Below are 24367 nucleotides of genomic sequence, written 5' to 3'. Positions count from 1 at the left end.
CCTAACCCTTTCGTTCAAGGCCGCGATGGATGTCGCTGACGATCGTCTTTACTGTGCTCCACCGGTAGCTGAGCCCACTGCCACCCGTGAAGCCGCCCCAGAGGCCTAGAAGCTTGCGGTTGGACAGCCGCGCCTGGGAGCGTTTCATCTCGCGTTCCCGATCACGGATGAGCCGACGGAGCCGATCATCGTCGGCCGCAAACTGCGCCGTGCCGTCCTTGACTGCCGCTAGCCATTCTGTGACAAAGCGTCGGGTGAGTATGGAGATCCGCGGGTTCCGCTCAATCACGAAGGCCCAGAACTCATCCAGATCCCAGGCAGACAACCGGCCTGTGAGCGGCTCCGTCGCCTCCCACCACTGGCGCAGCGCATCTCGCGTCATCTCGCGTTGATCGCCGACAGCGTTGTAACCGGCGTCGCGGTAAGCCTCCGCCACCAGTACCGCGTACAGCAGCGAGGCTCCGTGGATTGAGTGCGAGAACAACCTCGCATGGGTCATGGCCTCGGCCAGAGCGCCGTCGACCCGCGCTGCCACGGAGTCATCCCACGGCTGACGGCTGTCAGGATCCGGCGGTTCGTCCGATCCGATCAGGTGGGCAAGTAAGGACCCCGGCACGCCCTGAAGGATGCGTTCGCGGAGGAAGGCAGCTTCCTCGTACGTGAGTTCGAGTCCACCCGGAATGAGGGCCGGGAACCCCTTCGGTACTCGGATGGCGGGATGCCACTCAGTCACGGGGCGTCCTGCCAATTCGTCCGACTCGGTGTCCGCGCTTGGACGCCTCCCGAGGTCGTCAGCGGAGAGTTCGCGTTGAAGAATTCCATAGGTCCGCAGTGCGTTCCAGTAGATGTCCGAGGGAAGAGTCTTCACTCCAGCACCGGCCCTGGCTCCCACAATTCCTTCCTGTGGGTGACCTTCCCGACCAAGTTGCAGGAGTGCCTCGATGGTCTGGCGCTGGTTGGCCTGCGCCTTCTCCCGGACGGTTCCGTTCGATCGTTTCTGTGCTGCGTCGAGGTACGCCCACGGCACCAGAAGGAGATAGCGGGCACGGGTTTGGATGACCGAAGTGCCGGGGAAGAGGACGTTGCTGAAGACATCACGGATCTGGCCAATTCCGAGCTCGTCCAAGGTGTCTTTCTCCGTGAACAGCGCGATCAGCTCACGCGTCCGGAGTTGTTCCTCTGACGAAGTATCCAGCCAAGCAATAGTCGACGGCATCGTCCCCCCTGCAAGCATCCTCCCAGAGTGCGGACACTGGTCGCTCATCAGGAGACCCGACCTCGACTCTCCAGAAACGTGAACCCCACCACTAGAGGAGGGGAAGTGGTCCAGCAGTCCGTGGCCGGGAAGCCGGACATTGCGTCACAACGGCCACGAGGCACGGCCGGGATTAGACTCATACAGCAGGGACGCTGCGGCCACCACTCGTCGATGACTGTGACTCCGCGTCCGGGGGAGGACCGGCATGACCGACGCGACATCCACTGTTGAAACGGACACCAAGACCCGCAAACGCCTCACCGAACGCTTCCCCGTCATCTTTCCCCTGGCAGTCGAAATCCATCGGTTGCGACGACGCTGGCAGTGGTGGCGCTCCACCACACCCCTGGCACATCGGCTGCAGGGCGACGACCTGCCCGTCCGCCTGATCCGGCACCAGTCCCTGCTGCTGCGCAGCCTCGGCAACAGCGACATGGCGCTGCAGCACGGCAAGGTCGTCAACCTGAAACTGGCCGCCCGCCACATCGATGGCCTGCTGATCGCCCCCGGCGAGGAGTTCTCCTTCTGCCGGCTCGTGGGGCGCACCAGCGCACGAAAGGGCTACGTCGACGGCATGCTGCTCGAGAATGGCGAGGCTGTTGCCGGCATCGGCGGCGGCATCTGCCAGCTTGCCAACCTGCTGCACTGGATGGTCCTGCACACGCCGCTGGTGGTGACGCAGCGGTCCGAGCACTCCTTCGACCCATTCCCCGACAACGGCCGCGTGCTGCCGTGGGGGGTCGGCTGTGCCATCTACTACAACTATGTTGACCTGCGCTTCCGCAACGACACGGACACCACGTTCCAGCTGCGCGTGACGGTGGGCGAGAAATACCTGGAGGGCGAGATCCGCACCGCGGATCCAGTCCCGCACTCGTACTCGGTGTACGCCGTCGACGAGGGCTTCGACCAGGTGGGCGAGCACTGGTTCCGCCACAACGAGATCTGGCGGGACGTCATCGACCGCCGCACAGGCAACCGTGTGGACAAGGAGTTCATCAAAGCGAACCGGGCGCTCGTGAAGTACGTCCCCCCTGGAACGGGCCGCGACTAAGCTCGGTAACACGTCAACAAAGGAGTGCACAATGACTGACCGCCTCGGAGAACTCAGTGCCGCAGGGGTGTCCATCTGGCTGGACGACTTCTCGCGGGAGCGTCTGGACTCGGGCAGTTTGCAGGAGCTCATCGACACCTCCCACGTGGTGGGGGTGACCACCAACCCGAGCATCTTCGGCAAGGCGATGTCCTCCGGCGACGCCTACACGGAGCAGTTGCGGGAGCTGAAAGCCACCGGCGCCGAACTCGCCGACATCGTCACGACGCTGACCACCGACGACGTGCGCGCTGCCTGTGACCTGTTCACCCCCATCTACCTCGCCACGGAAGGCTCCGACGGGCGCGTCTCCATCGAAGTGGATCCGCGCCTCGCGCACGACACGCAGCCCAGCATCGAGCAGGCCCACCTACTGCGCGACCTCGTCGACCGACCCAACGCCTACGTGAAGATCCCCGCCACGAGGGAGGGCCTGCCGGCCATCACGGGCGCACTGGCTGCCGGGATCAGCATCAACGTCACACTCATCTTCTCCGTCGAGCGCTACACGGAGGTACTGAACGCCTGGATGGATGGGCTGGAACAGGCCCACGACAAGGGCATCGACCTCACGGACCTCCACTCGGTGGCATCGGTGTTCGTGTCGCGAACCGACGTCGAGGTGGACAAGCGCCTTGACGCCCTGCAGAGCCAGGAGGCGCGCCAGCTGAAAGGCAAGGCTGCCCTGGCGGTGGCACGGCTGTGCAACGAGGCATTCGAGAACGCCATCGCCTCGGAGCGTTGGCAGACCCTCGCCGGCTATGGCGCACGCCCGCAGCGCCCGCTGTGGGCATCCACAGGCACAAAGGACCCCGGCTACCGCGACACCCTCTACATCGAGGAACTCGTCACCCACGGCACCGTCAACACGATGCCGGAGAAGACCATGCAGGCGTTCGCCGACCACGGTGAGGTCCGAGGCGACACGGTCAGGGGCACCTACGACACGTCACGGGAAATCCTCGACGCCGTCGAGGCTGCCGGCGTGGACATGGTGGATGTCTTCGCAGTACTGGAGCGCGAAGGCGTGACCAAGTTCATCGACGCATGGGAAGAGCTCATGACGACCCTCCAGGACCAGCTCGACAAGCTCTGAGCCACGCGCCCCGCCTGCTCGGAAGTCGACGAGCAGGCGGGGGACGGTAGTCTTGCGTGTCGTGACTGACCAGACTGCATCCCCGATCAGCGACTCCGAGCAGACCGCCATCCGCAAGGAGAAGCGCGCACGCATCCTGGACTCAGGACTGGAGGCGTATCCCGCCGACCTCACCCGCTCCCACGCGCTCCGTGAGGTCCGTGCAGGGTGGGGCCAACTGGAGGCCGGCGAGGAAACCGACGAGGAGGTCACGATCGGTGGCCGTGTCGTGTTCATCCGCAACACCGGAAAGCTGTGCTTCGCCACACTGCAGGACGGCTTCACTCCCGACGACAACGGCGAACGCCTGCAGGTCATGCTGTCGCTGGCCGAGGTGGGCGAGGATGCCCTGGCGCGTTGGAAGGCCGACGTGGACCTCGGAGACCACGTCTGGGTCCGTGGCCGCGTCATCTGCTCGAAGCGTGGCGAACTGTCGGTCATGGCGGCGCAATGGCGCATGGCCTCCAAGGCCTTGCGTCCCCTGCCCGCACTGCACAAGGACCTGTCCGACGAGTCCCGCGTCCGTCGCCGCTACGTGGACCTCATCGCCCGCGACGACGCCCGCACCATGGTGCGCACCCGGTCCGCCATCACCCGGGCGGTGCGGGACACCCTCTACGACCAGGGCTACCTGGAGGTGGAGACACCCACCCTGCAACTGATCCACGGCGGGGCTGCGGCGCGCCCGTTCCAGACGCACCTCAACGCTTTCGACTTGGACATGACGTTGCGCATCGCCCTGGAGCTGCACCTGAAGCGGACCATGGTCGGTGGGGCCGACCGGGTGTTCGAGATTGGGCGCGTGTTCCGCAACGAGGGCATCGACTCCACACACTCCGCCGAGTTCACCATGCTCGAGGCCTACCAGAGCTGGGGCGACCAGCGCACCGTCGCGCGGCTGACGCAGGACCTCGTCGTGGCCGCCGCCGACGCCGTGGGCTCGCGGCAGATCGAGACCCCTGCGGGCACCATCGACCTGGACGGCGAGTGGCCATGGCTGTCGGTGTTCCCCGCGTTGTCAGCCGAGGTCGGACAGGAATTGACGGTCCACACGCCCGTGGAGGTGCTCCACGGCATCGCCGACGCCCGCGAGGTGGAGTACGACGCGAAGTGGGCCGCCGACAAGATGATCATGGAATTGTTCGGCGAGTTGGTGGAGCCGACGCTCCTCCAGCCGACGTTCGTCTACGACTACCCCGCCATCGCCCAGCCACTGGCCCGCCGTCACCGCACGGACGAGGGCAAGGTAGAGGCCTGGGACCTGATCATTGGAGGGGTGGAACGGGGCACGGGCTACACCGAGCTCGTCGACCCGGTGATTCAGCGCGACGTCCTGATGTCCCAGTCCGTCAAGGCCGCCGCCGGTGACCACGAGGCCATGCAGTTCGACCAGGACTTCGTGGAAGCGCTGGAGCACGGTGTGCCCCCACTGGGCGGACTCGGGCTGGGCATGGACCGCCTCGTCATGCTGCTCACCGGCGTCGGTATCCGCGAGACCATCCTCTTCCCGTTGTTGCGGCCCCAGGGCTGAGCAACCCGGCTGCTCCGGGTCCCCCGCCGGAGTCGACAACGCCAACCCGCGGTCGGGACGTTCCTCGCGCCCGTCACACGTCACGGATCTGCGTCGCACGGGTTGGATCATTGGTGACTTCCGGTGGGCGGGATGGTGTTGTCAACGAAGCACCCCGTCCTATACCATCGTGATGAAACCGGTTACATTTGTGATGGAAGGGGGCCCTGTGAACAAACCATTGCTGTCGGTGGGGGCACTCGTCATCGTGACAATGGCCTGGGGTTCCACGTTCTTCATCATCAAGGACGCCATCAGCATCGTGGATCCCGCCGATTTCCTGGCAGCGCGATTCACCATCGCCGCCATCCTGCTCGTGGCCGTCTCGTGGCGCCGGCTGCTGCGCCTCACCTGGCAGCAATGGGGGACCGGGCTGGGGCTCGGCGCCATCTACGGTGTCGGGCAGGTGGTGCAGACCATCGGCCTGCGGCACACCGACGCGTCGGTCTCCGGTTTCATCACGGGAACATACGTGGTGATCACACCTTTGTTGTTGTGGGTCATCTTCCGACGTCGGGTGGCGTCACGCACCTGGCTGTCCGTGGGGTTGGCCGTCGCCGGCCTCGCGGTGCTCAGCATCACGGGCATGTCGGGAGGCGGGGTCGGCGAACTGCTCACCCTGCTGGGAGCTGCACTGTATGCACTGCACATCGTGTTCCTCGACCGGTCTGCCGGCCGTATGGACGCCCTGTCACTCACAGCCGTGCAGCTGATCGGGGTGGCCGCAACGTGCACCGCCATCGCACTGCCCGGCAGCACGGGAACGCTCCCGGACATGTCAGCGTGGGGAGCCATCCTCTACACCGCGGTGATAGCTGGCGCCCTCACGATGCTGCTCCAGACCTGGGCGCAGGGCCACCTCTCCCCCACCAAGGTGGCGGTCGTCATGACCCTGGAGCCGGTCTTCGCCACCGCATTCGCCGTCGCCCTGGGAGGCGAGACACTCACGGGACGATTGCTGGCGGGTGGCGCCCTGATCCTTGCTGCGACGGTGATCGGTGTCCTCACCGGCGACGCCGCCCATCCCCCACACGTCACCGATGATCCAGATGATCATCGGAGTCCCCTTGGCAACGAGTCGCCGGAGACAGCCCACGCGGCGCCGACCAACTGAACACCACCTCCCCCAGTCATCAACGATGATCGACCGAAAAGAGAAAAATTATGGCAATCACCATCTCCCGACGCCAGTTCGGATTCTTCGCCGGGGCCGCCGTAGCCGCCTCAAGCCTGGCCGCCTGCAGCGGCAGCGGCTCCGGATCCGGCAAGGGCAAGGTCGTGTGGTCCACATGGGGCTCCCCCGAGGACCTCAAGAGCTTCGACACGTTCCAGGAGGCATTCAAGAAGTCCAACCCCGACATTGACCTGGTCTTCCAGCCCACGCCGTCGTACTCCGAATACCACTCGAAGCTCCTGACGCAGCTCTCCTCCGGCACTGCCCCCGATGTGTTCTACATCGGCGACGACCGGGTCGCCTCCGTGATCCGCAACAACGTCCTCATGCCCATCGGCGACAAGCTGTCCGGCACCTCCATCAGCGAGGGTGACTTCGCGGCCAACGTGCTCGACATCGGCCGCTGGGAGGGCAAGCTCTACGCGCTGCCCAACGACGTCAACCCCGACACCCTCTGGTACGACAAGGAAGCGCTCAAGGCAGCCGGCATCACCGACGACCCCGCCCAGCTCGCGGCCGATGACAAGTGGACCACCGAGGTCTTCTTCGAGATGACGGCCAAGTTGAAGGCCGCAGGCCTCACCGGCGCCGTCTACTGGAACTACTGGGCCACCCACGACGGCTTCATGACGGCCCAGGGCGGGAAGGTCTACGACGACCAGGGCAAGTACGTGGCCCACCAGGACCAGGCGAGCGTCACCGCCATGGAGGAGTACGCCCAGCGATTCCAGTCCGGCGAGATGAAGCTGGCCGACCTGCTCCCCGAGGGCGCGGGCTCGGACACGCTCCTGGTGACGCACAAGCTGGGGTTCCTTGCAGCCGGCCGCTACACCATCGGCTCCATCCGTGGAGCCGGGGTGGACGAGGCCCTCTACGACATCGTGCGCTGGCCGAGCATCGACGGCACGGCCAAGCCCACGGGGGTGGCCGCGTCCTACCTGGCCGTGAACGCCAAGACGGCCGACACTGACGCAGCGCTGAAGTTCTTCTCCTCCTTCCTCGACGCCGACGGCCAGAAGCTGCGCCTGTCCGGGGCCGGAAACGCGGTGCCCTCCATCAAGGGTGCCGACGACATCGTCCTCTCCGAGAACTACCCCGCCCACGCCCAGACGATGCTGGACATGCGCGACATCGGCTACTCCAACTTCGCCACCGAGGCCGCCGTGCCGGACCTGTCCAACCAGATCTCGGTGGAGCTCATGCAGCCGCTGTACGAGGGCAAGTCCGACGCCAAGACCACCCTCGAGGCAGTCGCGAAACTCGTCGAGGAAAAGACAGCCTGATGAGCGCCGCGGCCATCCGGCCAGCGCCTCCGACGGCCGCCCCGCCAGCTCGCAAGAGCTGGCGGGCCGGGGACCGGCGCTGGGGCATGCTGTTCGTCGCACCGCAGGCGATCGGCATGCTGCTGTTCACCCTCATCCCGTTCGTGTTCGCCTTCGTCCTGGCGTTCACGGAATGGAACGGCTTCGGCCTGCCCCGCTACATCGGCTTCGACAACTTCCGCGACCAGCTGACCAGCCCCCTGCTGGGTCGATCCATCATCAACACCCTGATCATCGCGGTCATCACCGTGCCCATCGGGCTGTTCCTGGCGATCCTGGTGGCCACCGCCCTGAACAAAATCAAGGGCCGGCCGTTCTACATGGTGCTGTTCTTCACGCCGGTGGTCACCAGCACGGTGGCCATCGCCCTCATCTGGCAGCAGATCCTGCGGCCCGACGGCGTGCTCTCGGACTTCATGAGCCGCACCCTGGGGATACCCCAGATCGACTGGTTGGGTGATCCGCGCCTGGCGCTGCTGGCCGTGTGTGCCGTCACGATCTGGTCCAGCATGGGGCTCAACATCGTGATCTTCATGGCGGGCCTGCAGAACGTGTCACCGTCGGTGCTGGAGGCCGCCGCCATCGACGGCGCCGGTCCTGTCAGCCGATTCTTCAAGGTGATCCTGCCGCTGCTGTCGCCCATCATCTTCTACCAGTCCGTTGTGGCGTTCATCAGCTCTCTGCAGACCTTCGACCTCGTGTTCATCCTCGTGAAGAACGCCGGCCCCGACAACGCGACCCGCACGATCGTCTACCACATCTACGACCTCGGCTTCGCGAAGTCACAGTTCGGCATCTCCAGCGCCGCCTCCATCATTCTGTTGCTGCTCACGCTCCTCATCACGGCGTTGCAATTCGCGGCTCAGAAGCGATTCGTCCACTACGAGGGATGAGCGACATGACCACGACCACAGTTGATTCACCACCCAAGACCACCAAGACAAGCGGCCGCAAGATCCTCGGGATCGGCGCCAAACACCTTGTCATTCTCGTTGCCGGCCTCATCATGGTGGCGCCCTTCATCTGGATGCTGCTGACGTCGTTCAAGGGCCTCCCACAGCTCCTGCAGGATCCGCTCAGCCTCCTGCCCAAGCCGTGGGTGTTCACGAACTTCGCCGATGCATGGAACGCGCTGCCGTTCGCCCGGGCCTACTTCAACAGCATCTACATCACGGTCCTCATCGTGGCCGGCACCCTGCTGACCACCACGATGGCGGCCTACGGCTTCGCCCGCATCCCGTTCAAGGGGTCCAGGGCACTGTTCGTGGTCTTCCTGGCCATGCAGATGGTGCCCAAGCAGGTCACCCTGGTGCCGTTCTACTTCCTGATGGCCAAGATCGGCTGGATCGACTCGCACCTGGCCCTCATCGTGCCCGCCGTCATGGTGAACCCGTTCGGGGTGTTCCTGGCCCGACAGTTCATCATGTCCGTGCCCATCGAGCTGGAGGAGGCCGCCATGATCGACGGCGCGTCCCGCTGGCGGATCTACTGGCAGGTCATCCTCCCCACCATCCGTCCGGGGATGGGCGCGCTGGCCATCATCACGGCACTGGATGCCTGGAACAGCTTCCTGCTGCCGCTGATCCTGCTGAACTCCACGGACCTGTTCACGGTGCCGCTGCTGCTGTCCCAGTTCCAGGGCCAGTACGGGGGCATGAACTATGGCCTGGTCATGGCGGCAACCGCCGTGTCCGTCGTGCCCATGCTCATCGCCTTCCTGGTGGGACAGCGTCAGATCATCAACTCGCTGGCAACCTCCGGGCTCGGTGGCCGCTGATGCCTCCCGTACCCACCGGCGACCTGCCCGTCCTGGACCTCGACGAGATCCCCTACACCGTCGGGTACTCCCGCCTGTTCGTGCGGGCCGACGGCGACGCACTCACCGTGTACCGCGCCGCCTACGAGCGGTCCCTGGCTGAGAGCATCGTCGTCGGCTCCCTCCGGCTGCGGGACACCACGGGTGGCGTGGTGGCCGTGCTCCGCGCCACACCGCTCGGGATCGAGTTCGCCGACGGGACCACGCTGGTGGTGACCCCCCGGGACACCGTCCACATCGGCACCCTCCCGCCGGGAACATCCCTGGAGATGGACCTCAGCCTGCCCCGGATGGAAGCAGGGCTGACCCCGGACCGGCTCGTCCTTCCCACGGACGCCACGGCGTCGGTGACCGAGGTCCTCACACGGGTGGGAACCCCGACTGGTGGGGACATCCTCATCGCGTGCGCCGGCCCCCTCCCGGAACCCGTATCCCATGAGCAGGTCCTGGCAGTGACCTCGACCAACGTCCGTGCGTGGCTGGCACGCTGCCCCACGGTCGAGCATCAGTGGCAGAGCCTGGTGACTCTCTGCTGGTGGGTGCTGGGAGTCAACACCCTCGAGTTGGGCGGTGCAGCGCTGGGCCGCGCCGTCGTCCCGTCCAAACTGGGCTACGTGGGGTTGTGGCAGTGGGACGCCTACTTCATCGCCATCGGCCTGCGCCACGGCGACCCCGAACTGGCTGTCGAGCAACTCCGCGTCGCGCTGTCCCACCCGCAGCCCTCCGGCCAGTTGCCGGACGTGGTCCACGAGGACGGGGTCCTGGCATCCAGCGACGACCTGCCCCCCGGCGACCTCGAGACGTTGCGGGCAATGGCCTCTCCCAGCCTGGCCCACTCCCGGATCCCGTTGACGAAGCCACCCCTGACAGCCCTGGCAGTGGCGCTGGTGGCCGAGCAGTCCTCCAGCGACATCGTCGACGAGTTCATCGACGCCATTGTGGCCTCACAGGACTGGTGGTACGCCGAGTCGGACCCCCGCGGCACAGGCACACCTGCCTACCTCCATCCGTATTCCTCGGGGCTTGACGACTCCCCCATCTTCGACCACGACGCCATGGTCTCCTCGCCCGATCTGGCGGCCTACCTGATCCTGCAGGACCGCATCCTGGCCGGTTGGCTGCGGGAGCGGGGCCGTGCACAGGACGCCGACCGTTGCACCCTCCGGGCGGATGGGGCGCTGGTAGCGCTGGCTGCGCAGTGGGAGCCCCACCGGGGTTTCTTCCCGAGCATCGGGGACTCCGGTCAGCCGCTTTCCACCGACGCCGTCGTCGGGCTGCTCCCGCTGCTGGTGGAGGACCTCCCCTCCGAGATGGCCGCCGCACTCCTGGCTGCCTCGACGGACCCACATCGCTACGGCACGCCGCATCGCCTCCCGACCGTCGCGGCGGACGACCCCTCCTTCTCGCCGGAGCGGATGTGGCGCGGACCGGTCTGGGTGAACATCAACTGGCTGGTGGCCCGCGGCATGCGTCAGCAGGGGTTCGCCGCTGCGGCCGACGCCCTGGAGCGCGAGACCCTCGAGATGGCCACCCTCAGCGGAGGCCCGCACGAGTACTTCAACCCCATGGACGCCAGTAAGCCGCCCCGCTCCACCACGTGCTTCGGCTGGTCATCGGCCCTACTGGTGGACATGGCGGTCCGGCTGTCCAGCGCTGACTGACGCGGCCCGTCGCTACAACCACCACCGAAACGCCACCCCCACAGCAAGAACGCCACCGATGTATCGGTGGCGTTCTGCACTGGTGGTGGCGTTCTGCGGCAGGGTCAGTCCTTCGCCTTGCGCTTGACCTCGTGGGCGTCGGCGCGGGCTGAACGCCTCGCCAACATGCGCTGCACCGCGTGGCCGACGGTGACGGCGTCGTCGCCCTGGGGCAGGGCCCAGTGCTTGTACCTCGACAGGAGCACCAGCCCCGCACCCACGAGGGTGGCCACCACGGACCCCGCGGCCGTGTAGCCCAGTCGTGCACCCACAACGGTGATGGCAGCGGCCACCATCGCCCAGGTGGCGTAGAGGGTGTTGCCGCCCAGAATTGAGGGGATCTGCCGCAGCACCATGTCGCGGACGAAGCTGCCCCCCACCGCGGTGATGGTGCCCATCAGGATCGCTGGCAGCCAGCCGTGGCCGAGGCCGATGGTCTTGGCGGCACCCGCCGCGGCCCAGCAGCCCACGGCGAGGGCGTCGATGGGGATGTAGATGCGCTCCCACCAGCGACCCTCGATGTGGACGAGGGTGACGATGAAGGCGCCCGCGATGGCGGTGGTGAAGTAGCGCCAGTCGATGAGCGCCAGAGGCGGGCCGGCCTGGAGGATCGTGTCGCGGATCAGGCCGCCACCCAGCCCCGACATCATGGCCAGCACACCGAGCCCCAAGGGATCGAGGCGGGCGTTGCGTGCGATGACCGCGCCAACTATGGCGTTGAAGAGCACGCCGATGAGGTCCAGGTACTGCAGGAAGCCGATGAGTGCGACGTCGGTCACGAACGCTCCTTGCTCGACACGTGATGGGCCCGTGGGGGGGTGCCGACGGGGATGAGTGTAGTGGGGGCAACAGAGTTGACGACGAGGACCCGCACACCCTTCGAGGGTGCACGGGTCCGGTCGCGATCGGTGGGCCGGGGTCAGCGGTTCACGGGGATGTCAGCTGGTTCGGGCACCTCACCGCGGATGATCGCCTCAGCGCCGGGCTCAAGTTCCTCCGCGGCGGCTGCGGGATCGGAGGCCTTCAAACGGTTGATGTAGCGCTGGTACCACAGCACCGCCAGACCGAGGAAGACGACGACGCCGCCGACGTTGTAGACCAGTGTCAGCCACAGCGGCTGGTCGATGGGGAACGTGCCCGCGATGAACACGAACGCGAAGACCACCAGAAGGAAGGTGGCCAGCCCCAGGCCGAACATGCGGGGGCCCATCTTGAAGTCGCGCCTGACATGGTCGTAGCGGTGGCGCAGCACGAAGTAGGCCAGCAGGATCAGCAGCGGCGGCAGGAGAGCCGTGGCTGCCGTCATGTTGATGACGATGCCCAGCAGGTTGTCGATGTTGCCGGAACCCAACGCCGGGATGATGAGGATGGGAACCACGATGACGAACTGGAGCCATGCGGCGCGGAACGGGATGCCCTCGCTGTTCAGCTCGATCAGCTTGGAGCCGAAGATGCCCTTGGGGATCTCGGAGAAGAAGATCTTGACCGGGGTGGACGTCCACATCATGAGTGAGCCCAGGGTCGCGGCCAGCAGGATGAGACCGACGGCCCGGTTGGTGATGTCGACGGGGAGGCCGAAGTGGCCGGCCACAGCGCCCATGACGTCGAACAACCCCGTGGAGAAGCTGAGCGAGCCCGCGGGCATGAACACGTTCATCACGAGCGAGGCCAGCGCATACAGCATGCCGATCACGATGCCCGCGATGACGATGGTGCGCACGAACGCCTTGACGCCGCCCCGAAGGTCGTTGAGGAACACGCCGACGGACTCCGCACCTCCCACGCCCTGGATGATCCAGGCGAGCGTCCCCAGGAACGCCCAGGTGGTGGCGAACGTGCTCAGGTTGGGCGCCATCGTCTCGATGTTGATGGGCGTGGCCGGAACCACCCCACCCATGAGGGATGCCGTCGAGAAGATGATGAAGGCAGCGGTCAGGGCCAGCACGAGCGTGGCCCCGATCGAGGTGATCGAGCCGATCAGCTTGGCCCCTCGCGTGGAGATCCACGTGGCCGCGGCAAAGATCAGGATCGAGAGGCCGGTGATCCACACCTGCGAGAGGGTGCGTTCCGAGCCGTAGAACAGGTACGACGCGAACACCAGGATGAGAGGCAGCAGGGACGCGAAGTAGAACAGGTTGACGAACCAGTAGGTGAAGGCCGTCAGGAAGGCCCACCGGCCACCCATGGACGTCTTGACCCACTGGTAGACCCCGGATTCCGAGGTCTTGTTCATGGCGACGAACTCCGCGATCACCAGGGTGAACGGGATGAAGTAGATGATGGTGGCGAGGAAGAAGGCGGGGGCGGAGGCCAGGCCGATGGCCACGTTGTTGTTGATGACGTTGCGGATGTTGAACACGGCCGCCACCGTCATGGTGAGGAGTGCAAACGCGCCGATCCGGCCACGATTCACAGATGCTGAGGACATGGGAACACCTTCTTTGTCGTTACTTGTTGTGGAACGTGGCACCCTCGACCGTGACGTGCAGCTGGACAGCTGCAGTCTCGGCGTCGGGCAGGATGCGGGCAGCCTCGTCGATGTCGACGATGCAGATGCCACCCTCGGGGATGCTGACCACATCACCGGAGCCGCTGAAGTACTGCCGGTCCGTGAGGTTGTCGTAGTCGGTTGATGCGTTGACGCTGTCCTTGGGAGCGACCTCAAGTCGTACCGTCCCGCGGGTACTGGCCACCACGAGGTGGTAGCGGCGGCGACCTGTCAGGGAGTCGCGCGCCAGCGCCGTCGTGTCGCCCGACACGTAGGTGAGGGAGTCGCCGATGGAGTAGGCAACACCCGGGTGGAGGTTGGGGGCGTCGTCGAGGGCCTCTCCCGTGCGGGACCACTTCTTGGTCCCGCCGAGGACGTTGTCGAAATCTGCACGGGTGTCGAAGAGCCGCATGTCAGTTCTCCTTCGTGATGCTGGCAGCAGTGGCAGTGAGGTTGCCCGCAGCCAGGGGCCGCAGGGAGAAGGCGAAGTCGAATGCCTCGAAGCGCACGCGGTAGGCGTCGAGCACCTCAGAGCCCCATGAGTTCGAGCCGAGCCCCAACACCGCGTCGTTGATGTTGACGGTCACGGTGTCGCGGACCACGAGGTCCGTGCGGTGACGGGCGGCATCGATGTCGGCGGCCGTGTGGGGCCACGCGGAGAAGGCGAAAGGCACGCCCTCGGAATTGTCCGGCCGGGTCACGAGCAGGCCGTCACCATGCGGGGAGGTCAGGGCCACCCATCGCACGTCGCCGCGGTTGGCGCAGTCCTGCGGGACCACGTAGGGCGTGAACATGGCGTCCACGTCGCTGCTCCACCGTCCGACGGTGTTGGCCGCTGCGGAGTCCGGGTAGTTCTCGCCCGGCCCGCGTCCGTACCATTCGACGGCCCGCGTGGCACGGGGGACCTCGAACGACAGACCGATCCTCGGAATGATGTCGTCATAGCTGCCGTAGGGAGTGCCAGAGACGCGGACATCGGCCCTGCCGTCGGGAGTGAAGCGCCACGTGAGTGTGGCGTGCATGCCGAAATCGAGCACGGGCGGGGCGATCCGTTGTGTGACCTCCACCACCACGTCGCCGTCGTCCGCGCGCCACGTGACCGATCGCGTGGAGGTCTGCATGATCTCGATGTGGTTCGGCGTCCACAGGTCGTCGCACTCCTGCTGGTGGTTGTCCACCAGGGGCTTCCAGAAGCCGAGCCGTGGCGGGGACACGAGCACGGGGCGGCCACCGGCGACCCAGGACGTGATGTCGCCGGACAGCAGGTCGAAGACCAGTTCGCTCCCGGCCGTGGCGAGGCGCAGGGTGGTGAGCTCGGCCCGCACCTCCAGTGGCTGTGTGGTGGGGGCAATCGACCTCCTGGGAGCGGAGTGCACAGCGAAGTCGTATCGTCCCAGCTCCCGCATGGGAGCAGTCCAGCTCGCGGCGTGCGCCGACGTCACCCGTGCCGTGCAGCGCGTCTCCCCCACGGGGGCCAGGCGCAGCTCGACGGGGGTGGTCCACGACTCGCCGGGGGCGACCGCGCCGGGCCTGAAGACCTCGACATCGGCCACGACGCCGTCGTGCAGCGTCTCCAGCGTCACCGCCACATCCTCCAGCGTGGTGAACCAGCGCCGGTTGGTGACGGTCAGGACGCCGTCGGCGTAGTCCACCAGCACGGGCGAGATGACCTGCTTGTACTCCGTCAGTCCGGGGCTGGGCTCCTGCCAGGGGAACACCATGCCGTCGATGCAGAAGTTGCTGTTGTTGGGGTAGTCGCCGAAGTCGCCGCCGTACTTGTGGAACTCCCTGCCGTCCTCGGTGGTGGCGGCCAGGCCGTGGTCGCACCACTCCCAGATGAAGTGGCCCTGGATGGAGTCGTGGCGGTTGAACACCGCCTGGTACTCGCTGAGGCCACCGGGGCCGTTGCCCATGGAGTGGCCGTACTCGCAGATGATGCGGGGTTTCGGGTGCGGGTGCTCGCCGAAGTCGTTCATCTGCGAAACCCGGGAGTACATGGTGGAGATGACGTCCACGTGCTCGGCGTTGCGGTCCTCCTCGTAGTGGACGGGGCGCGTCGGATCCAGCTCCTTCGCCCGGGCGTACATGGCGGGAATGTTGCAGCCGTAGCCGGACTCGTTGCCGAGCGACCACATGACAATCGAGGCGTGGTTGCGCTGGGCCAGGACGTGGCGTTCGATGCGGTCGACGTAGGCGGTCTCCCACTCGGGGTCGTCGGTGATGCGGGAGATGTCTCCGACGTTGGCGAAGCCGTGGCTCTCCAGGTCTGTTTCTGCCACCACCAGGAGGCCGAGTTCGTCGCACATCTCGTAGAAGCGCGGGTCGTTGGGGTAGTGGGCCGTCCGGACGGCGTTGATGTTGTGCAGCTTCATGAGCTCCAGGTCGCGGCGCACGCGCGCCATGCCCACAGCTCGGCCGGAATGGTCGTCGTGGTCGTGCCGGTTGACGCCGTGCATGGAGAAGTAGCTGCCGTTGAGGTGCAGCAGTCCGTCGACGATGGTGACCTCGGCCAGGCCGAGGCGGTGGGGCACATGGTCGACGGCGCCGTCACCGTCGGCGGAGACGCTGATGAGCATGTCGTGGAGGTGGGGGTCCTCCGGGTTCCAGAAGTGCGCATCCGGCAGGGTGATCGTGGCGCTGCCACCCGGCTCCAGCGCGGCCGAGCCCAGTTCAACCCCGGCGTCGGAGATGCTCCACTCGATGCGGTCGGAGCCCTCCGCCCAGGCGGTGAGCGTGACCTCGGCCGCGCCGCCGTCGGTGCGGTGCGTACGGACGAAGAAGTCGAGGAGACGCGCGGCAGGCCGGGTGACGAGGTACACGTCGCGGAAGATGCCGGAGGCCCACCACATGTCCTGGTCCTCGATGTAGGTGGCGTCGGAGAACTGGAGCACCTTGACGGAGAACAGGTTGTCCCCGGTCACGATGTGCGCGGTGACGTCGAACTCGGCAGCCAGACGGGAGCCCTTGGTCATGCCCACGAAGGCGCCGTTGCAGAAGATCTCGGCGTAGCTCTCGACGCCGTCGAATCGCAGGACCACACGCTCCCCCTCGGCTGGTGCCGTCAGGGTGATGATGCGCTGGTAGGCGCCGGTGGGGTTGTCTGCGGGGACGTGGGGCGGCTCGATGGGGAAGGGGTAGCCCTCGTCGGTGTACTGGAGGTCTCCGTAGCCGTCCATCTGCCACAGGTGGGGCACCTGGATGACATCCCAGCCAGCCTGGGGGGTGGCGGCGAAGTCGCGGGGCACGCGGCGGGGGTGGTCGAAGAGGCGGAACTGCCATGGACCGCTCAGGTCGACGAAACCCCGCGAAAGAGTGCGGCTGTGTGTACTGGCGAGTGCCGGGGTGGCGTACCCGAAGAAGTACGCCCGTGCTGCCAAACGGTTCCGGCCCGTGAGCCGAGGGTTCTCCCAGTCGTGTGTGTCCGTCATGGACGTCATCACTCCTTCACGAGGTGATCCGGCGACCGTCGTGGTCAAATGTAACCGGTTTCATCTGACTGTAGTACATTCGTGTCCGATCTGGAAGAGCAGCAGTCAGTCGAGTTGCACGAGCACGGGGGGAGGGTCGGTGGACACCAATACGCAGAGGCCAGCTCGCGCCGCCAAGAGGGGGTCCGTCACCATCACTGACGTGGCCAGCGTCGCCGGGGTCTCCCGCGCCACCGCATCACGCGCCCTGAACGACTCCCCCGCCGTCACGGCCGAGACGAAGGCCAAAGTGGCCGCCGCGGTTCTCGAGACCGGGTTCGTCATGAACGCCCAGGGACGGGCGCTGGCCATGGGTCGAGCCCAGTCCATCGCGGTACTGGTGGCCGAGCCCTTCGACGAGTTGTTCGTCGACCCCACCTACAGCGTCCTGCTGCGGGGCATCAGCGAGCGACTCTCCAGCACCCCTGTGCTGCCCATGCTGCTGCAGGCCTCCACGAAGGTGGAGCACGAGCGCGCGATCCGTCACTTCCAGCACCGCTCCGTCGACGCGGTCATCGACATCACCCCGTACGTCGGGGGCGTCATGCTGGAGGCCCTCAGCAAACAGACGCTGCCCGTAGTGCTGTGCGGCCAACTCCCGGGCCAGCCCTACGAGGGGATCTTTTCCGTCGTCTTCGCCGACGACGTGGAGGGCGCTGCCATGGCGGCCGATGTCATGCTGCGTCGTGGACGCCGCGACGTGATCACCATCCTGGGCCCCCAGGACAACCCGGCGGCCACCGACCGGCTGGAGGGGTACCGGAGAATCTTCGGCGAGCACCTCGACGACTCCCGTGTGGAGTTCACGGGCTGGGACGAGGCTTCCGGCTTCGATGCGGCTCGACGTCTCCTGAAGGCGCACCCCACCGTCGATGGCCTGCTGGCAGCCTCCGACCGCATCGCGATCGGAGCCATGGCGGCTCTGGCCGCGTCGGGCCGGTCCATCCCCCACGACGTGTCCGTGATTGGCTTCGACGACCACGCCCTGGCCACCCGCGCCGTCCCGCCGCTCACGACGATTCGTCAACCCCTGCTCGAGCAGGGCCGGACGGCGGCAGAACTGGCGCTGGGAATGATCGACGGCGAGCCCCCGCGAACCATCGTGCTGCCCACTGAACTGGTCCAGCGCGAATCCCTCTGACCAAGCGTGCGGCCCGGCCCTGCACGCCTATGTCATTAGCGGCTCCGCCAGTTCATGCTCGCGAAGCCGGGATTGCACCAGCAAGGGTGCCGGGAAGCGACCCCGAAGGTCGCGTCAGATCGCCGCCTGCACGGATCCCCGTCCTGACAGGACCATGCATGTGGAGCAGCGCAGTTTCCGAGAACAGCGCAGTTTCGTCCACCAATCCGCTTGTTGAGTGAGTGCTCACTCACTACACTTACCCGGTGACCCGAGCCGCACCCATGCCACCTGAACAGCGACGAGCTGCCATCGTCGACGCCGCACTCGACCTGATGGAAGCGAACGGACCCGAGCTGACCACCCGCATGGTGGCAGAGGCGGCAGGCGTCGCGGAGGGCACCATCTTCCGCGTGTTCCCCACGCTGCCCGACCTGCTGGGCGCCACGTATTCAGAGTTCCTCTCCCGGGAACGCCTGATGGTCAGCCTTGAGGCCGTCGAGCTCGGCGACACGTTGGAGTCCAAGACGCTCGGCTGCGTACGCGGCATCGTGGACTACTTCTCCCACATCCACTCGGTGCTCCCGCCCCCCAAGCACGAGAGCGCCCCCTCCCCCAACGCGGCGTGCGTCCGCGATGCGCACAAGGAGCGCTTCGCCGACCTCCGCGACTGGGTGGTCGCCACCATCTCCCCCCACACGGACGAGCTCACCATCAGCCCGGAGAACTACTCCCACTTCCTCAAGGCGCTTGCCATGGGAATGGCCATGGCAAGGCCGGGTGGGCTGACCCCCGAAGACATCACACGTTTCGCCCTCGACGGAGCACGACGGAAGGACCTCCCGTGATACGCAAGTTGACGCGGCTGATCAACCGCTACATCGCCCAGTACTGGGGCCTGCTGGTCCTCGTGGTGGCGCTCCAGGTGGTAGCGACGATCATGTCGCTGTACCTGCCCACCCTGAACGCCCGGATCATCGACCAGGGCGTCGTGAAGGGTGATACCGACTACATCTGGAGCACGGGCGGCGTCATGCTGCTGCTCGCCCTCGTCCAGGGCCTTGGACAGGTGGGGTCCGTGTACTTCGGCGCCCGCGCCGCCATGCTGTTCGGGCGCGACGTCCGCGCCGCACTCTTCGACCGCACGCTGGCGTTCTCCAGCCGCGAGATGAACCACTTCGGCGCCCCGTCCCTCATCACCAGGACCACCAACGACGTCCAGCAGGTGCAGATGCTGGTGCTGATGACCTGCATCATGCTCGTGGGCGCCCCCATCACCATGGTGGGTGGCGTCATCATGGCGCTCCGGGAGGACGCCGGCCTGAGCTGGACCATCCTGGCGGCCGTCTTCGTGCTCGGCGCCGGCATCGTGGTGCTCATCTCCAGGATGGGTCCCCTCTACGCCGTCATGCAGAAGCGCATCGACAACCTCAACCGCGTGCTGCGCGAGCAGATCACCGGCATCCGCGTGGTCCGGGCCTTCGTCCGTGAGGACCAGGAGTCCCGTCGTTTCCGGGGCGCCAACACGGAACTGGTGGACACTGCCACGACCGTCGGCCGGCTCATGGCCGTGCTGTTCCCCTTCGTGGGACTGGTGCTGAACGTCTCGACGGTGGGCGTCATGTGGTTCGGCGCGCAACGCGTCGACGCGGGTGAAATCCAGATCGGCCAGTTGACGGCCTTCCTCGCCTACCTCATGCAGATCCTCATCTCCGTCATGATGACCACGATGCTGCTGGTGATGGCCCCCCGCGCGGCCGTCTGCGCCGAACGCATCCTTGAGGTGCTGGACACCGAGTCCTCCGTGGCCCCCCCTCGCAAGCCGGTGAAGCCGCAGAACGCGGAGGGTGTCGTCGTCTTCGACGACGTCAGCTTCTCCTACCCCGGCGCCGAGGAGCCCGTGCTCAGGGGTGTCAGCTTTGAACTGCGCCCCGGCCGCACCACTGCCGTGATCGGGTCCACCGGCTCCGGAAAGACCACGCTCGTCAGCCTCCTGCCCCGCCTCTTCGACGTCACGGGCGGCCGGGTGCTGCTCGACGGCGTCGACGTGCGCGACATGGACCCGGACGTGCTGTGGAGCCGTGTGGCCATCGTCCCGCAGAAGCCGTACCTCTTCTCGGGCACGGTCGGCAGCAACCTGCGCTACGGCAAGCCGAATGCCGACGACGCGGACCTGTGGGAATCGCTGCGCATCGCGCAGGCCGACGGCTTCGTTCGGGAACGCGAGGGTGCCCTTGAATCGTCCATCTCCCAGGGCGGCACCAACGTCTCGGGCGGCCAGAGGCAACGCCTGGCGATCGCCCGGGCGTTGAGCACGGACGCGGAGGTGTTCATCTTCGACGACTCCTTCTCCGCCCTCGACGTGACCACGGACGCCCGTCTGCGCGCAGCACTGGCCCCGCGCGTCGCGGACAAGGCGGTCTTCGTGGTGGCCCAGCGCGTCACCACCATCCGCAACGCCGACGAAATCCTCGTGCTGGAGCATGGCGAGATCGTGGGGCGGGGCACCCATGACGAACTGCTTGAGAACTGCGAGACCTACCAGGAAATCGTCGAGTCCCAGCTGAGCGCAGAGGAGGCAGCAGCATGAGCCAGAAGGACCAGGCCCCCATCAAGGCCAACAAACGACCCGAGGATGCCCCACAGCGGAGCGGCGGCCCCGGCCACGGCCCCATGGTCGCCCCCGGTGAGAAGGCTGCCAACTTCCGCACCTCACTGAAGCGGCTCCTCCACGAACTGCGACCCCAACGCGTTCGCATCATCATCGCCATCATGTTCGGTGTCGCGGGAGTGACCCTGTCCGTGGTGGGACCCAAGATCCTCGGCCAGGCGACCACCATGCTGCTGGCCGGGTTCCTGGGCAAGCAGTTCTCCCCGAACATGACGCGGGAGCAGGTCATCGAGGCGGTCCAGAGTCAGGGGAACGGCGACTTGGCCGACCTCCTGCGCAGCATGGACTTCGTGCCCGGCCAGGGCGTCGACTTCAATGCCATCGGCATGATCCTGCTCACCGTCCTGGTGCTGTACCTCATCTCCGGGGTCGCGTCCTACGTGCAGGCCTACGTCCTCAACGACGCCGTGCAGCAGAGCATCCTCACGATGCGCCAGAAGGTCTCCGCCAAGATCGACCGGTTGCCGCTGTCCTACTTCGACAACCAGCCCCGCGGTGAACTCCTGAGCCGCGTCACCAACGACATCGACAACGTGTCGCAGACGCTGCAGCAGACGCTGTCGCAACTGCTGAACTCCCTGTTGATGGTGGTGGGCGTGTTGGCCATGATGTTCTGGATCTCCCCCACCCTGGCCCTGGTGGCGCTCGTCAGCGTCCCCGTCGCCATGGTGATGGTCTCCATCATCGGCAAGCGCTCACAGGTGCTCTTCAAGGCAAACTGGAAGTCCACGGGCGACCTGAACGCCCACATCGAGGAGGCCTACACCGGCCACTCATTGGTCAAGGTGTTCGGACGCCAGAAGGAGGTGGCGGCCCAGTTCGAAAAGCGCAACCAGGAGCTGTACACGGCCGCGTTCGGCTCGCAGTTCATCTCCGGACTCATGATGCCCATCATGATGCTGGTCGGGAACCTCAACTACGTGGTCATCGCCGTCATCGGCGGGCTCCGCGTGGCCTCCGGCACCATGACCATCGGCGACGTGCAGGCGTTCATCCAGTACTCGCGGCAGTTCACCCAACCGTTGACGCAGGTGGCGTCGATGGCCAACCTGATGCAGTCCGGTGTGGCATCGGCAGAGCGTGTCTTCGAGTTGATGGACGCCGACGAGATGACGCCGGAGCCGGGCGGTTCGCTGCCTGAGGTGAGGGGGCACGTCACGTTCTCCGACGTCGACTTCTCCTACTCTCCCGACAAGCCGCTCATCAACGACCTGGACCTGGAAGCCCTTCCCGGGCAGACCGTGGCCATCGTTGGTCCCACAGGGGCAGGCAAGACGACGCTGGTGAACCTGCTCATGCGGTTCTACGACCTCGACGGCGGGGCCATCACCATGGACGGCGTCGACATTGCGACGGTGCCCCGCGCGGACGTGCGGCGCAACATCGGCATGGTCCTGCAGGACACGTGGCTGTTCGGCGGCACCATCCGGGACAACATTGCCTACGGCCGCCCCGGGGCGTCCGAGGAGGACATCATCAGGGCCGCCACGGCCACGTTCGTCGACCGCTTCGTCCACTCCCTGCCCGAGGGGTACGACACCGTCATCGACGAGGAGGGTTCCAACATCTCGGCGGGCGAGAAGCAGCTTGTCACCATCGCTCGCGCGTTCCTGGCGGACCCCGCGCTGCTCATCCTCGACGAGGCCACCAGCTCGGTGGACACCCGCACCGAACTGCTCGTGCAGCAGGCCATGTCGGCACTGCGCCACGGGAGGACGTCGTTCGTCATCGCCCACCGCCTCTCCACCATCCGCGACGCCGACCTGATCCTCGTCATGGAGCAGGGAGCCATCGTGGAGCAGGGCACGCACGACGAACTGTTGGCGGCCGGGGGCGCCTACCACGACCTCTACCAGTCGCAGTTCAGTGCTGCAGTGACGACATAATGGGCTGCATGACCCCCCGCCCCACGCAATCGGCCGCGGCCGCGGCGCACGGGGCGGTGGCGTCACTGCCTCCCCCCGGTTGCGGATGGGTGTACAACCCATGAGCCTCGAGCAGCTGAACCTGTTGGTCCTCAGTGCGTGTGGCGTGCTGCTGGCCGGTGTCGCGGCCGTCCGCATCTCTTCCCGCAGTGGGATGCCGGGCCTGCTGCTCTACCTCGGCATCGGTCTGCTGATCGGCGAGTCCGGCCTCGGAATCCGGTTCGACGACGGCCAGATGGCCTACAACGTGGCCACCATCATGTTGGCCATCCTCCTGATCGACGGCGGCTTCACCACCAACTGGTCTGACCTCAGACCCGTGGCCATCCGCTCCGGGTTGATGGCGACGGTGGGGGTGCTGATGTCGGTGACCATCACCTCGTCGCTGGCGATGCTGCTGCTCGGCATCGACCTGCGGACCGCCATTCTGCTGTCCGCCATGGTGTCCTCCACCGACGCCGCCGCCGTTTTCTCGGTGCTCCGACGGCTCCCCATCAAAGCCCGGGTACGCACGACGCTGGAGGGTGAGTCCGGCTTCAACGACCCGCCCGCCATCATCATCGTCAGCGTGGTGGTCTCCGACGCCTGGAATCAGGGCTCCATCATGGGAATGCTCGGCACCGGGCTCTACCAGCTCGTCGGCGGCACGCTCATCGGCCTGGTGATCGCGCGGATCGGGCAGGTGATCCTGCAACGGGTGTCGCTGCCCTCAGCAGGTCTGTACCCCCTGGCGACCCTGGCCATCGCCCTGGTGGCGTTCGCGCTGGGAGGCATCGCCGGTACGTCGGGCCTGCTCGCTGCCTACGCTGCGGGGCTGTTCCTCGGCAATCAGGTGTTGCCCCACCACAAGGCGACGGAGGGGTTCACCGAGGCTTTGGGGTGGCTGGCGCAGATCGGCTTGTTCGTGATGCTGGGGCTCCTGGCGTCGCCGTCGATGCTGCCGGCGGCCATCATCCCGGCCCTGGTGATTGGCTCGGCGCTGACGTTTGTGGCGCGACCGCTGTCGGTGTTCCTGTGCATGACGCCGTTCAAGGTGCCATGGCGGGAGCAGGTGTTCACCTCATGGGCGGGTCTGCGAGGCGCGGTGCCCATCATGCTCGCCACCATCCCGTTGACGCAGAACCTGCCCGGGGCCGACCAGATGTTCCACATCATTTTCCTGCTCGTGGTGACCTTCACCCTGATCCAGGGCCCGACTCTGCCGCGGGCCGCGAAGCTCTTCGGCGTGACCGATGAGCTGTCCCCGGCGGCCGTGCGCTTCGACTCCTCCCCCATGGAGGGGCTGAACGCGTCCATGCTGCAGTTCGAAGTGCCGGCCAGCACCAAACTGGTGGGGCTCTACGTCGCCGACCTCCGGTTGCCCCGGGGTGCGGTGATGTCCCTGCTGATCCGCGGCAAGGAGATCCTGGTACCCGACGACCGGATGCGCCTGAAGGCCGGTGACCACATGGTCCTGGCCGTGCCCAACGGCCTGCTGGAGCGCACCCAGAACCGCCTCGAACTGCTCGCCGAGCACGGCGGCCTGGCTCGCTGGGTGGCCTCGGGTCGCAACCGTCGCGCCCTGATCGGCGAGACCCGGCCATCATTGTCGGACGACACCTGAGCCTGCCCGCAGCCCTCCATCGCAG

Annotated in this window: 18 protein-coding genes; 13 read left to right on the top strand and 5 right to left on the bottom strand. The window is 66.4% G+C overall.

All coding sequences use genetic code 11. The features are described from left to right. Nucleotide 1: 1 nt before the first annotated feature. Complete coding sequence (locus tag EAX62_RS03505) at nt 2–1216, bottom strand: DUF6361 family protein (RefSeq protein ID WP_121900253.1); 1215 nt, start codon at nt 1214–1216, stop codon at nt 2–4. A 247-nt stretch (nt 1217–1463) separates the two neighbouring features. Between EAX62_RS03505 and EAX62_RS03500 the strand changes: the two genes are divergently transcribed. The 8 genes from EAX62_RS03500 to EAX62_RS03465 all read left to right on the top strand — a co-directional run bounded on the left by EAX62_RS03500 (nt 1464) and on the right by EAX62_RS03465 (nt 11029). Then, nucleotides 1464–2312, top strand: coding sequence for a VanW family protein (locus EAX62_RS03500; RefSeq protein WP_121900252.1), 849 nt, complete (start codon nt 1464–1466; stop codon nt 2310–2312). Nucleotides 2313–2343: 31 nt separating this feature from the next. Continuing rightward, nucleotides 2344–3447, top strand: a complete 1104-nt coding sequence (gene tal / locus EAX62_RS03495; protein WP_121900251.1) for a transaldolase — start codon at nt 2344–2346, stop codon at nt 3445–3447. Between the two features lie 61 nt (nt 3448–3508). Continuing rightward, entirely contained in the window at nt 3509–5017 is a 1509-nt protein-coding gene (gene lysS / locus EAX62_RS03490) for a lysine--tRNA ligase (protein WP_121900250.1), read from the top strand. A 208-nt stretch (nt 5018–5225) separates the two neighbouring features. After that, complete coding sequence (locus EAX62_RS03485; RefSeq protein WP_158600492.1) at nt 5226–6170, top strand: DMT family transporter; 945 nt, start codon at nt 5226–5228, stop codon at nt 6168–6170. Between the two features lie 50 nt (nt 6171–6220). Next, nucleotides 6221–7513 carry an extracellular solute-binding protein gene (locus EAX62_RS03480; protein ID WP_121900248.1) on the top strand — a complete coding sequence of 431 codons (1293 nt, stop codon included), beginning with the start codon at nt 6221–6223 and terminating at the stop codon, nt 7511–7513. Next, a complete protein-coding gene (locus tag EAX62_RS03475; RefSeq protein ID WP_199711096.1) occupies nt 7513–8445 on the top strand; it encodes a carbohydrate ABC transporter permease in 933 nt (310 codons plus the stop codon). Before EAX62_RS03480 ends, EAX62_RS03475 begins: the two co-directional genes overlap by 1 nt. 5 nt (nt 8446–8450) lie before the next feature. Then, nucleotides 8451–9329 (top strand): carbohydrate ABC transporter permease, encoded by an 879-nt coding sequence (locus tag EAX62_RS03470; protein WP_121900246.1) that lies wholly within the window; start codon nt 8451–8453, stop codon nt 9327–9329. After that, nucleotides 9329–11029, top strand: coding sequence for an amylo-alpha-1,6-glucosidase (locus EAX62_RS03465; protein ID WP_121900245.1), 1701 nt, complete (start codon nt 9329–9331; stop codon nt 11027–11029). Before EAX62_RS03470 ends, EAX62_RS03465 begins: the two co-directional genes overlap by 1 nt. A gap of 104 nt (nt 11030–11133) precedes the next feature. Here EAX62_RS03465 and EAX62_RS03460 read toward each other — a convergent pair whose 3' ends face one another. The 4 genes from EAX62_RS03460 to EAX62_RS03445 all read right to left on the bottom strand — a co-directional run bounded on the left by EAX62_RS03460 (nt 11134) and on the right by EAX62_RS03445 (nt 16984). After that, nucleotides 11134–11847, bottom strand: a complete 714-nt coding sequence (locus EAX62_RS03460; RefSeq protein WP_121900244.1) for a trimeric intracellular cation channel family protein — start codon at nt 11845–11847, stop codon at nt 11134–11136. Nucleotides 11848–11987: 140 nt separating this feature from the next. Next, nucleotides 11988–13496, bottom strand: coding sequence for an amino acid permease (locus tag EAX62_RS03455; protein WP_121900243.1), 1509 nt, complete (start codon nt 13494–13496; stop codon nt 11988–11990). Between the two features lie 19 nt (nt 13497–13515). Next, nucleotides 13516–13968 (bottom strand): beta-galactosidase subunit beta, encoded by a 453-nt coding sequence (locus EAX62_RS03450; protein ID WP_121900242.1) that lies wholly within the window; start codon nt 13966–13968, stop codon nt 13516–13518. Nucleotide 13969: 1 nt separating this feature from the next. After that, nucleotides 13970–16984, bottom strand: coding sequence for a glycoside hydrolase family 2 TIM barrel-domain containing protein (locus EAX62_RS03445; RefSeq protein ID WP_121900986.1), 3015 nt, complete (start codon nt 16982–16984; stop codon nt 13970–13972). A gap of 139 nt (nt 16985–17123) precedes the next feature. Here EAX62_RS03445 and EAX62_RS03440 point away from each other — a divergent pair, with 139 nt between their 5' ends. From EAX62_RS03440 to EAX62_RS03420, 5 genes are all read left to right on the top strand, one after another. Beyond that, on the top strand, nt 17124–18164 hold the full coding sequence (locus EAX62_RS03440) for a LacI family DNA-binding transcriptional regulator (RefSeq protein WP_199711095.1): 1041 nt from the start codon (nt 17124–17126) through the stop codon (nt 18162–18164). A 245-nt stretch (nt 18165–18409) separates the two neighbouring features. After that, entirely contained in the window at nt 18410–18991 is a 582-nt protein-coding gene (locus EAX62_RS03435; RefSeq protein WP_121900240.1) for a TetR/AcrR family transcriptional regulator, read from the top strand. Next, nucleotides 18988–20733, top strand: a complete 1746-nt coding sequence (locus EAX62_RS03430) for an ABC transporter ATP-binding protein (RefSeq protein WP_199711094.1) — start codon at nt 18988–18990, stop codon at nt 20731–20733. Before EAX62_RS03435 ends, EAX62_RS03430 begins: the two co-directional genes overlap by 4 nt. Beyond that, nucleotides 20730–22700 (top strand): ABC transporter ATP-binding protein, encoded by a 1971-nt coding sequence (locus tag EAX62_RS03425; RefSeq protein WP_121900239.1) that lies wholly within the window; start codon nt 20730–20732, stop codon nt 22698–22700. Before EAX62_RS03430 ends, EAX62_RS03425 begins: the two co-directional genes overlap by 4 nt. A gap of 100 nt (nt 22701–22800) precedes the next feature. Then, nucleotides 22801–24342: a potassium/proton antiporter gene (locus EAX62_RS03420; protein ID WP_121900238.1), complete on the top strand. Its 1542-nt coding sequence runs from the start codon at nt 22801–22803 to the stop codon at nt 24340–24342. Nucleotides 24343–24367: the final 25 nt, after the last annotated feature.

The organism is Tessaracoccus antarcticus (genome assembly GCF_003688855.1).
GTDB classification, from domain to species: Bacteria; Actinomycetota; Actinomycetes; order Propionibacteriales; family Propionibacteriaceae; genus Arachnia; species Arachnia antarctica.
Note: the sequence above shows the minus strand (reverse complement) of the source record. Positions and strands in the feature narration are given on the sequence as shown.